Source organism: Marinobacter sp. (genome assembly GCF_041687235.1).
GTDB lineage: Bacteria > Pseudomonadota > Gammaproteobacteria > Pseudomonadales > Oleiphilaceae > Marinobacter.
In genome coordinates, this window is the sequence record NZ_JAWLCH010000031.1 from 1 (window position 1) to 11,585 (window position 11,585).

An 11,585-nucleotide genomic window follows, 5' to 3' on the forward strand; every position below is an offset into this window, starting at 1 on the left:
CAACGGAAGACGCCACGGCAAGACTTATTAGAGTTTTCTTGAACATGGGTGGAACCTTTTCCTGTTGTTGTGTCGTTATGTTCGGCAGCTGACGGGGCCGGTCTGATCCGGTAAGCCCGTTGTCAGTGGCCTGTTCTGCTTAAACTGTTGTCTGAAATTGTAGCCAGCGCTGTAAGCCAATTTCTGTATCTCTGACTATAGCGACAGTATGGCAAGTGTTGATCAGCCAAAAGTGTGATTCTGGTGTTTGAATCCTCCCCGCACGATTGGAGTTTGGCCTTTCTGAAAAATAGTTCCCGGTTAACGGTTTGTCGAGCCTCTGCAATGGGTAAATTGCGGCGCAGTCGAGGTTTATTCGAAGCGTGAGAAATCCGGTGGGCGTTTTTCCATAAAGGCCCGAAAGGCCTCCGCGGCTTCGGGGGATTTCAGTCGCTCGGCAAATAGCTGCCCCTCTTCGAGCATCGTTTCGCGAAGTGCCACCATGGTTGGCCGGTTTAACATTGTTTTGGTAGCTCGAATGGCCGCCGGTGCTTGTTCGGTCAGCCGCTGGCAGGTCTCGAACGCCTTGGCCTCGGTCTGTTCGGGCTCGCAAACCCGGTTGATCAGGCCAAGCCGGAAGGCCTCTTCAGCGGTGAAGGCGCCGCCAAGCATCAGGAGCTCGGCAGTGCGCACTCGGCCAATCCAGGAGGGAAGCAGCAGGCTCGAGCCGCCCTCGGGGCACAGGCCGAGGCTGGCAAAGGGCATCTGGAACGCCGTGTTGTTGCCGGCGAACACCAGATCGCAGTGCAGCAGCATGGTGGTTCCAATGCCTACGGCCGCACCATTGACTGACGCCACCACGGGTTTGGTTGCACTGGCCAGTAATAAAAGGAAGCGGCCGACTGGGGTTTGTTCGAAATCACCGGGCAGGCCGGCGGCAAATTCGCCCAGGTCGTTGCCTGCGGTGAAACACTCGCTGGTGCCAGTGAATAGGACGCACCGGATTTTTGCATCATCCCGGGCCTGTTCCAGGGCGTCGCCCATGGCGGTGTACATGGCGTGGGTGAGGGCGTTCTTGCGCTCTGGACGGTTCAGTCGAACGATGAGAATCCGGTCTTTGATTTCGGTGAGGACGAGGTCGGTCACGGTATCTCCTGCGGTGTTATTCTAGTTTGATTAGGATGATACCTTTTTCCGATGGCGTTGTTCACGGGTTTTAATCCTCGTTTCGCCATCTGTCGAATCACTCGCCAAACCGATTTTCTGGTAAACTCTCGCCTCCTGATTTTTGATGACACGACATAACGATATCAAGCTGATGAGGCGCCTATGACCACCGTAATCCGCCAGGACGACCTGATTGAAAGCGTAGCGGACGCGCTGCAGTTCATTTCCTACTATCACCCGAAGGATTTTATTCAGGGCGTCTACGAGGCCTACCAGAAGGAAGAATCCCAGGCGGCCAAGGATGCTATGGCCCAGATCCTGATCAACTCGCGCATGTGTGCCCAGGGCCACCGCCCGATCTGTCAGGACACCGGCATCGTGACGGTATTCGTGAATGTCGGCATGAATGTGCAGTGGGACTGCGATATGCCGCTGGACGACGTGATCAATGAAGGCGTTCGCCGTGCCTACACCCATCCGGACAACGTGCTCCGGGCTTCGGTACTGGCCGATCCGGACGGCAAGCGCCAGAACACCAAGGACAACACGCCGGCCATCATCCATTACAAGATTGTTCCGGGTGACACCGTAGAAGTGCACGTTGCTGCGAAAGGCGGTGGTTCGGAAGCCAAGTCCAAGTTCGCGATGCTGAACCCCTCTGACTCGGTCGTGGACTGGGTGCTGAAGATGGTTCCGCAGATGGGTGCTGGCTGGTGCCCGCCGGGCATGCTGGGTATTGGTATCGGTGGTACCGCGGAAAAGGCGATGGAGCTTGCCAAGGAATCCCTGCTGGACCCGATCGATATTCACGATCTGAAAGCCCGTGGCGCCTCCAATCGGTCTGAGGAGCTTCGTCTGGAGCTGTTCGATAAGGTCAACGAGCTGGGTATTGGCGCCCAGGGCCTCGGTGGCCTGACCACGGTTCTGGATGTGAAGGTGAAGGACTACCCGACCCACGCCGCCAACAAGCCGGTGGCGATTATTCCGAACTGTGCGGCAACCCGTCACGCCCACTTTACCCTGGACGGTACCGGGCCCTCTCTGCAGACCCCGCCGAGCCTGGACGACTGGCCGGAAATCACCTGGGAAGTGGGCGACAACGTGCGTCGCGTGAACCTCGATACGGTGACCCCCGAAGACGTGAAGGACTGGCAGCCGGGCGAAACCGTTCTGCTCTCCGGCAAGATGTTGACCGGCCGCGACGCTGCCCACAAGAAGATGGTGGACATGATCGAGAAAGGCGAGGAGCTGCCGGTCGATCTGAAGGGGCGGTTCATTTACTACGTGGGCCCCGTTGATCCGGTGCGCGAAGAGGTGGTTGGTCCCGCAGGCCCGACGACTGCCACACGTATGGACAAGTTTACCCACACCATGCTGGAGAAGACCGGCCTGACCGGCATGATTGGTAAAGCCGAGCGCGGTCAGGTGGCCATCGACGCCATCAAGGAATTCGGTGCGGTATACCTGATGGCCGTGGGTGGTTCCGCTTACCTGGTCTCCAAAGCCATCAAGAACGCCGAAGTGGTTGCCTTCCCGGAACTGGGTATGGAAGCCATTTATGAGTTCGAGGTCGAGGACATGCCGGTCACAGTCGCAGTTGATTCACGGGGCTCGTCTGTGCACCAGACAGGTCCTGCCGAATGGCACGAGAAGATTATTGCTGCCAAGGCGGTCTGATCTCCGGAAACTGCCGGAAAAAGAAAAGGGCCGGACGAGTTATCGTCCGGCCCTTTTCGTTGGCTGGTGCAGATTCATCAGCTTGAACAGCTGATATTCAGATGCTTCCCCCAATCCGGCGGCAACGCCGCATAAGCCTCGTTCTCCGGTTGCTCGTCATAGGGTTGTTCAAGAACCTTGAGCAGGGCTTTCATCGGTGCATAATCCCCGTTCTGCGCTTCCTGGATGACCTGCTGGGCCAGGTAGTTCCTCAGCACATACTTCGGATTTACGCCGCGCATGGCGTACTCCCGCTCATCGTGAGCGCGGGTTTCGTTCAGCAGCCGTTCCTCATAGCGCTCCAGCCACTGATCCGCCACGCTGCGGTCCACAAACAGGTCCCGCACCGGCCCATGGCCATGGCTGTGAAGATTGGAAAGCGCCCGGAAGAAGGCGGTGTAGTCGACATGATGCTCGTGCATCATGCTGAAGGTATCCATGATCAGGCTGAGGTCCGCCTCATCCTCAATGACAAGGCCCAGCTTGTCCCGCATGTTCTGGAGAAAGCGTTCGTTGTAAGCCACTTCATAGTGGCGAAGCCCCCGGCGCACATCGTCCTCCTCCATGACCGGCAGCAGGGCTGTGGCCAGGTAACGGCAGTTCTCGAAGCCTACCTGCGGCTGACGGTTGTAGGCGTAGCGACCGCCCTGGTCGGTGTGATTGCTGATATAGCCGGCGTCGAAATCATCAAGGAATGCGAAGGGGCCATAGTCAAAAGTGTCGCCGATGATTGACATGTTGTCGCTGTTCATCACGCCGTGGCAAAAGCCCACTGCTTGCCAGTCGGCAATCGTTCGTGCCGTGCGCTCGACGACTTCCTCGAACCAACGGCTGTATCGCTCGTCATCGGGCAGGTTGATCAAGTGGGGGAAGTGCAGTGATATCACATGTTCGAGCAGCGTCTTGACCGTTTCAGGCCCTTCGTGGTGGGCGGCGAACTCGAAGTGTCCGAAGCGAATATGGCTTTGGGCCACTCGTACCAGTGCCGCGGCCGTCTCGATGGATTCCCTGCGCACCGGGTCTTTGGCGCTTACCATGAACAGGGCCCGGGTGGTGGGGATGCCAAGACCATGCATGGCTTCGCTACACAGGTATTCTCGGATCGTGGAGCGAAGCACGGCCCGGCCATCACCGAACCGGGAGTAGGGTGTCGTGCCGGCGCCTTTCAGGTGCCAGTCCCAGCGTCGTCCATCGGGGCCAACGGTTTCCCACAGCAGCAGGCCACGACCGTCGCCGAGTTCCGGATTGTAGGTGCCGAACTGGTGGCCGGTGTATTTCATGGCCACCGGGTCCATGCCCTCCAGTAATTCAGAGCCTGCGCCTATGCCCGTCCAGTCAGATTCGGAATCGGCGCGAAAGCCCATCTGCTCGGCGAGCTTGTGGTTGAAACACACCATCTTTGCATCTTTCAGGGGCGAGGGCTGAACCCGGGTATAAAAACTGTCAGGGAGCTCCAGGTAGCGATGCTCTATCCGAAAATCGTTGCCACTCATAAAACGCCTATACTCCCATTGGTATGAATTCTGCTGCCTTCTCTCTTCAATCATCCATTAAACCGGAAATCCAACGTGTCTGATCGCTCGCTAGAACAAACCGTCAGTGCCCTGATTCAACAGGAGGGCCTGCCCGATTCCTACGCCGAAACGGTAGAAAAGACCATTCTGCCGCTGGCAGACCGAATCTGTGCGCTCCATGATACGGAAAAGCAGCCCATTGTGGTTGGTATTCACGGAGCCCAGGGCACGGGCAAGTCCACGTTGACCCTCTTTTTAAGGGAAATTCTGCTCCGGCATCGGAACCGTTCCACTGCCAATTTCTCCCTGGATGACATTTACCTTACCAGAGCTGAGCGCGAGGACCTCGCCGAACAGGTACACCCGTTGTTTAAAACCCGCGGTGTGCCTGGAACCCACGACGTGGCGCTGGGGCAACAGGTTTTGCACCGTTTGCGCAGTGCCGGCCCGGACGACGCCTCGCCCATCCCTGCCTTCGACAAATCCAGGGACGACCGGGTTCCTCGGGATCAGTGGCCAGTTTTCGGCGGAAGGGCGGAGATCATTCTTCTGGAGGGCTGGTGCCTGGATGCGCGACCGGAGAAAGACAGTGCGCTGGCTGAGCCGATGAATCGCCTGGAGGAGGGCGAGGATCCTGACGGCGTCTGGCGCAGCTATGTGAACGATCAGTTGAAAGGGAAATACCGTCAGTTTTTCGATGAAATTGACTGTCTCGTCATGTTGAAGGCTCCCTCCATGGAGTGTGTTCTTGAATGGCGTCGACTCCAGGAGCAAAAGCTGGCGGATAAAATTCGCAATGCACCAAAAAATGGCGGGCTCGGTGCTGGCGCACAGGATTTGCGCATTATGACCGATGACGAAGTCGGCCGCTTCGTTATGCACTATGAGCGCGTTACCCGTGCCTGCCTCGCTGAAATGCCGGCCAGGGCTGATGTTCTGATCAACGTGGCCGAGGACCATTCCCTCGGTCTTCCCCAGTTCCGCGAAGCCTAACGGAGACCGGCCATGGCCAGACCCCATTTGATCATCTTTTCCGATCTCGATGGCACGCTGCTTGATCATGACGATTATCGCTGGCAGGCGGCGGGCCCGGCCCTGGCCAGGCTGCGGGCAGCGAATATTCCTCTGATACTTAACTCCAGTAAAACCATGCCGGAAATCCGGGCACTGCGGGACGAACTTGGCAACACGGATCCCTTTATTGTCGAAAACGGTGCAGCGGTCGTTATTCCGCCGGGCACTTTTGGCAATAGCGATGAGGAAGTGGTGAATTTTGGTGCAACCCGGGATCGGGTCCTTGAGGTGCTGGGCGCCCAACGGAGGAAGGGGGCGCGGTTCAAGGGGTTTGCAGACATGTCCGCCGATGAGCTGGCAGCGGAGACCGGACTGGATCCCGCGGCGGCCGGCCGGGCCAAAGAACGGCTGGGGACTGAGCCATTGATCTGGCAGGGCACCGATGACGCGTTGGCGCAATTCGAGGCGGCTCTCGGTGCCGAGCAACTTCGGCTGGTGCCGGGCGGACGGTTCCTCCATGCCATGGGTATTTTTGATAAAGCGGATGGGGCCCGGTTCTTGCTTTCCAAATATAAGGAGCACTACACAAAGCAAAACCGGGAGCAATATGGCGATGAGCCTGTGTTGGCCATTGCCCTGGGTGACAGCCCCAACGATCAACAAATGCTGGAATCGGCGGATATTCCGGTGGTGATCCGGGGCGTAAAAAGCGAAGAGGTGCAGTTGCCTTCGGCAAAGCACGCCATGCGCTCCCTCAAGCCCGGCCCCGAAGGCTGGAATGAGTGCGTACTCAACCTCCTGTTTGAGTACGGGTACTGACCCGTTTAAGTGCGGGTATCAAAAGGAGAGCCGACATGGGCGACTTTTACCAGAATGGCATTATCACCACCCTCCACAACCTTGTTCGGCGCCCGGTGGAGGAGCTGGAAGCGGAGCTGATGAGTTTTCGCAAGGCCCGCCCCATGTCGCTGGTGCTGCCGTCGCTCTACTCAGAGCTGGAGGGGCCGGCCCTGAAAAACATCGTGCATGAGCTGGGCAAGGTGCCGTATCTGGATCAGGTGGTGATTGGTCTGGACCGCGCCAATGAGGAGCAATACCGCCACGCCCTGGAGTATTTCTCGGACCTTCCCCAGAACTTCAAGGTGCTCTGGAACGACGGGCCCCGGCTGAGAAATATTGATCTGAAGCTTCGGGAGCAGAACCTGGCGCCGACAGAAATGGGCAAGGGCCGGAACGTCTGGTACTGCTTTGGCTATGTGCTGGCGTCCGGTGTGAGCAAGTCAGTGGCCTTGCACGACTGCGACATCCTCACCTATTCCCGGGATCTCGTAGCGCGCCTCATCTATCCCGTTGCCAACCCGGGCTTCAATTATATGTTCTGCAAGGGATATTACGCCCGTGTGGCGGACGGAAAAATGAACGGACGGGTGAGCCGCCTGCTGGTGACGCCGTTGATACGTGCCCTGAAGAAAGTCTGCGGTCCCAATGATTTCCTGGATTACCTGGACAGCTACCGGTACCCCCTGGCCGGTGAGTTCTCGTTCCGCACGGATGTGATCAATGATTTGCGTATTCCCAGCGACTGGGGGCTGGAGATCGGTGTGCTGTCGGAGATGAAGCGCAACTACGCCACCAACCGTCTGTGCCAGGTGGACATTGCGGATGTCTACGATCACAAGCACCAGGAGCTTTCGCCAGAGGATGCCAGCAAGGGGCTGTCCAAGATGAGTATGGATATCGCCAAAGCTCTGTTCCGCAAGCTGGCAACCAACGGGGAAATCTTCTCCAATGAGAAATTCCGCACCATCAAGGCGTCCTATTTCCGGATTGCCCTGGATTTCGTGGAGACCTACCAGAACGACGCCATTATCAACGGCCTGACCTTTGATCGGCACAAGGAGGAGAAGGCCGTGGAACTCTTCGCCCAGAACGTGATGCGGGCTGGCGCCTATTTCCTGGACAACCCGATGGATACGCCTTTTATCCCCAGCTGGAACCGGGTAACCAGTGCCATTCCCGACATCAAGGAACAGTTGCTGGAGGCGGTAGAGCTGGATAACGAGGAATTCCGGCCATGACCCAGCCTCTGAAAGCGAAGCTGGTTTCCATGTTGGAGGTTGTCTATCCGGCGCTGGATTGCGACTTTCTGGCCGAGCAGTTGCTGACTACCATGGGGCTGGAGCCCAACCAGGATCCACCGCCTGCGCACCAGAATAACTGGGACGAATCGGATGTGGTGCTGATCACCTACGCCGACACGGTTCAGCGGGCGGAAGAAAAGCCGCTGCAAACGCTGCATCGCTTCCTGGGCGATTGCTTGTCAGATTCTGTCTCATCGGTTCATATACTGCCGTTTTTCCCCTACAGCTCCGACGACGGTTTCTCTGTAATGGACTATCTGGCGGTGAACGAGTCCCATGGAAACTGGGAGGATATCGAGGCCATTGCCCGGGATTACAAGCTGATGGCGGACCTGGTAATCAACCATATGTCGGCCCGCAGCCGCTGGTTCGAGAATTTCCGCAAACGAGTCGACCCGGGGAAGGATTATTTCTTCGAAGGCAATCCTAAGGATGATCTGAGCGCCGTCGTACGTCCCCGAACCTCCCCCTTACTGAACCCGGTTCAGACCGATGATGGTGAGCGATATGTCTGGTGCACCTTCAGTGAGGATCAGGTTGATCTGAATTTTGCCAACCCTCAGGTGCTGATCGAGTTTGCTGCCATCATCCGGCACTACCTGGAACGGGGCATTATCCTGTTCCGGCTCGATGCTGTGGCGTTTCTCTGGAAGGAGCCGGGTACGCCTTGCATCCATCTGCAGCAGACCCATGAGCTGATCAAGATACTGCGCCTGTTGATTGAGCATCACAGCCCGGATGCGGTGGTTATTACCGAGACCAATGTGCCCAACCGGGAGAACCTGACGTATTTCGGCAATGCCAACGAAGCCCATGTGATCTATAACTTTTCCCTGCCACCCCTGCTGATCAATACCCTGGTTACCGGTGACTGCAAGCACCTGAAAACCTGGCTGATGAGCATGCCGCCGGCGCAGATGGGCACCACCTATCTGAACTTTATCGCATCCCACGATGGCGTTGGTATGAGGCCCACCGATGGCCTGCTGACCGAGGACGAAAAGCAGCGGCTGATCAATACCATGGACTCGTTCGGCGGCAAGGTGTCGTACCGGCGCACGCCGGATGGACGGGACCAGCCCTATGAAATCAATATTGCCCTGTATGATGCGCTGCAGGGAACGGCCGGGTCCGGCCGGGATCACTGGCAGCTGCAGCGCTTTATCTGCGCCCACACCGTGATGCTGGCGCTGGAAGGGATTCCGGCATTCTATATCCATAGCCTGCTGGCGACTGAAAACGATCTGGAGCGGGTGGAGCACACCGGCAGACTGCGCTCGATTAATCGTAGCCAGTGGCAACTGGAAGATCTGGAACAGAAGCTGGCAGACCCCCTGAGCCATCACAGCAAGGCGTTTGGGGAACTGAAGCGACTCATTGCCATTCGACGGAAACAGCCGGCGTTTCACCCGAACGCCACCCAGTTCACCTTGCACCTCGGCTTACAGCTCTTCGGTTTCTGGCGCCAGAGTATGCGCCGGGATCAGTCCATCTTTTGCATTCACAACATCAGTGATGAGGTGCAGCAGGTTGCCCTGAGCGACATCAACCTGATTGGTACCGACCACTGGCAGGACCTGATTTCCGGGATGACAATCGATGATCTGTCCGGCTCGATTACCCTGAAGCCCTACCAGAGCGTGTGGTTGTCTAACCGGGACATTACCAACGGATAATCTGAATGCGTCATTTGTGCAATGCTCGAAAAACATAGGGTATCCTGTGCCCATATGAGCAAGGCCGAGACGTCACACATGATCAAAGCAATCAAGGTAACCGGGGGCAACCTCAGCTGGGACTCCTGGGAAGGGCCAGGAGAGCCGCCGGCGGATTACGTCGAAATCGAGGTTGTCTGGACCGCCATCAATCGCGCGGACCTGATGCAGCGGGCCGGGGTTTACCCACCACCGCCGGGCGCGTCAGACATCCTTGGGCTTGAGGTCAGTGGTCGCATTGCCTCGGTTGGACCAGGTGTTACGCAATTCAAGCCTGGTGACGAGGTGTGTGCCTTACTGACAGGCGGCGGCTACGCTACCCGGGTGGTGGTGCCGGCGGTGCAGGTACTGCCAGTACCGAAAGGTTTGTCGCTGGAGAAAGCAGCAGCCATCCCGGAGGTTTTCGCCACAGCCTGGCTGAATCTCTATCATGAGGCCGGCTTGAAACCGGGCGAACGGGTGCTTCTGCACGCGGGTGCCAGCGGTCTTGGAACCGCAGTTATCCAGCTGGCGACGGCCTTTGGCAACCCGGTCTTTGCCACTGCCGGTGATGATGCCAAGCTCGAAACCTGCCGCAATCTGGGAGCCAGTGGTGTCTGGAATCGGAATGAGGGTTCCTTTGTTGATGCCGTTACGGCCTGGGGTGGTGTCGATATGGTTCTCGACCCGGTTGGCGGCCGGTATATTGCCGAAGACCAACGGGTTTTGAATGTGGATGGCCGGATCGTACTGATCGGACTGATGGGTGGTCGCATGGCCGAAGTGGATCTGGGCATCATGCTGATCAAGCGTCAGCGCCTGATCGGTTCCACCCTCCGTTCCCGAACCGTCGAGGACAAGGGCGAAGTGATGCAGGCGCTCTATCGGCATGTCTGGCCACTGCTCGCGGCCGGCCAGATCGAACCGCTGATCGATAGCACATGGCCGATAGAGCAGGTGGAAGAGGCGATGGCCCATGTGGCTGAGAACAGGAACACCGGCAAGGTGCTCCTGAAAATCTCCGACTGATCACACAGTCCCTCGTGTCTCCCGGGCTGAAATCAGTCTGCGATATGAACCAGCTGCTTGCCGAAGTTCTGCCCTTTCAGCATGCCCTTGAACGCATCAACGGCATTTTCCAGGCCTTCGGCAACGGTTTCCCGGTATTTCAGCTCACCGGAAGCAACCCGTGGGGCCAGGATGTCCGTGATTTCCTGATGCTGGTCCTGCCACTCGGTCACCAGGAAAAACCGGTGTTCGGGGACCGGGTCCAGAGCCTTGAGGACGTGGAACGGGGTTTCCACGCTGGCCATATCCGTCGCATTGTAGGCGGAAACAAAACCGCAGATAGGCACGCGGGCGCCCTTGTTCAGCAGCGGGGCCACGGCGCGCGTCACGGCACCGCCGACGTTTTCGAAGTAAATGTCGATGCCGTCCGGGCAGGCCGCTTTCAGGTCTTCTTCCAGATTGCCTGCCTTGTAATCGACACAGGCGTCAAAGCCCAGTTCATTCACCACGTAATCGCACTTCTCAGGCCCGCCCGCAACGCCAACAACCCTGCAGCCCTCTGATTTCGCGGTTTGGCCTACGACTGTGCCCACGGGGCCGGATGCTGCCGAAACAACCACGGTTTCGCCGGCTTTTGGTTTGCCAACGTACATCAGGCCGCAATAGCCGGTGCGCCCGGGCATGCCAGCTACGCCCAGATACGCTTGCAGGGGCACGTTGTCGCGTTGCTGAATCTTGTACACCATGGGCGCATCGGCCGGGAAGGTCACATATTCCTGCCAGCCGGAATAGCAGGTAACCAAATCACCGACCTTCAGGTCGTCAGAACGGGATTCCACGATTCGAGCAACACTCTCGCCGACAATGGTTTCGTCTATGCCGATAGGGTCCATGTAACCTTTGGCATCGTTCATCCGGGGGCGCATGTAAGGGTCCAGTGACAGCCAGAGCACCCGGGCAACCACCTCGCCCTTGTTGGGGGAGCGAACGGGGCGCTCTTCCATTACCAGGTCGCCCTGCTGAATTTCACCCTGAGGGCGCTGTTTGAGTACCACGGCTCGGTTTTGGTATTCGCTCACGTGCTTTCTCCGGTTGCGTAATGAAACCAGATTAGGGTGCAGCAGAATCTATTGCCGGTCAACCTCTCATCTTTCTGAACCAGGACAGGCCCCGGGGTTTCATTCTTCGGCTTGATGACTATAATCGGAAACCTGCTCAGGACGAGCTGGAAAACCTATTTCTCTTCAGGGAACGAAGATATGCCCCAGGCAAGCGGATTGCAGTTCACCGCCCGTGTTGGCGAGCTCCCCCCCGATCTATTTTCAGTGGTTGGCTTCACACTGACCGAGCGC

9 protein-coding genes are annotated in these 11,585 nt (G+C 57.8%); 6 read left to right on the forward strand and 3 right to left on the reverse strand.

The window, feature by feature from the left end:
- Positions 1-351: 351 nt before the first annotated feature.
- Entirely contained in the window at positions 352-1,125 is a 774-nt protein-coding gene (locus tag ACESMK_RS19775) for an enoyl-CoA hydratase (RefSeq protein WP_373002323.1), read from the reverse strand.
- 183 nt (positions 1,126-1,308) lie between these two features.
- On the opposite strand from ACESMK_RS19775, the gene ACESMK_RS19780 reads away from it, so the two are divergent.
- Positions 1,309-2,823 (forward strand): fumarate hydratase, encoded by a 1,515-nt coding sequence (locus ACESMK_RS19780; RefSeq protein ID WP_373002325.1) that lies wholly within the window; start codon positions 1,309-1,311, stop codon positions 2,821-2,823.
- Between the two features lie 77 nt (positions 2,824-2,900).
- On the opposite strand, the gene ACESMK_RS19785 is transcribed toward ACESMK_RS19780, so the two are convergent.
- The gene (locus ACESMK_RS19785) at positions 2,901-4,355 is read right to left on the reverse strand and encodes a protein adenylyltransferase SelO (RefSeq protein WP_373002328.1); all 1,455 of its coding nucleotides are present in this window, start codon (positions 4,353-4,355) and stop codon (positions 2,901-2,903) included.
- Between the two features lie 75 nt (positions 4,356-4,430).
- Between ACESMK_RS19785 and ACESMK_RS19790 the strand changes: the two genes are divergently transcribed.
- The 5 genes from ACESMK_RS19790 to ACESMK_RS19810 all read left to right on the forward strand — a co-directional run bounded on the left by ACESMK_RS19790 (position 4,431) and on the right by ACESMK_RS19810 (position 10,254).
- Positions 4,431-5,369 carry a hypothetical protein gene (locus tag ACESMK_RS19790; RefSeq protein ID WP_373002331.1) on the forward strand — a complete coding sequence of 313 codons (939 nt, stop codon included), beginning with the start codon at positions 4,431-4,433 and terminating at the stop codon, positions 5,367-5,369.
- Between the two features lie 12 nt (positions 5,370-5,381).
- Positions 5,382-6,209, forward strand: coding sequence for an HAD-IIB family hydrolase (locus tag ACESMK_RS19795; protein ID WP_373002334.1), 828 nt, complete (start codon positions 5,382-5,384; stop codon positions 6,207-6,209).
- 35 nt (positions 6,210-6,244) lie between these two features.
- Complete coding sequence (locus ACESMK_RS19800; protein WP_373002337.1) at positions 6,245-7,468, forward strand: glycosyl transferase; 1,224 nt, start codon at positions 6,245-6,247, stop codon at positions 7,466-7,468.
- Entirely contained in the window at positions 7,465-9,207 is a 1,743-nt protein-coding gene (locus ACESMK_RS19805; protein ID WP_373002341.1) for a sugar phosphorylase, read from the forward strand. The genes ACESMK_RS19800 and ACESMK_RS19805 overlap by 4 nt, the downstream gene beginning before the upstream one ends.
- Positions 9,208-9,288: 81 nt before the next feature.
- Entirely contained in the window at positions 9,289-10,254 is a 966-nt protein-coding gene (locus ACESMK_RS19810) for an NAD(P)H-quinone oxidoreductase (RefSeq protein WP_373002347.1), read from the forward strand.
- A gap of 32 nt (positions 10,255-10,286) precedes the next feature.
- On the opposite strand, the gene ACESMK_RS19815 is transcribed toward ACESMK_RS19810, so the two are convergent.
- Positions 10,287-11,312, reverse strand: a complete 1,026-nt coding sequence (locus ACESMK_RS19815; protein WP_373002344.1) for an NADP-dependent oxidoreductase — start codon at positions 11,310-11,312, stop codon at positions 10,287-10,289.
- Positions 11,313-11,585 lie beyond the last annotated feature (273 nt).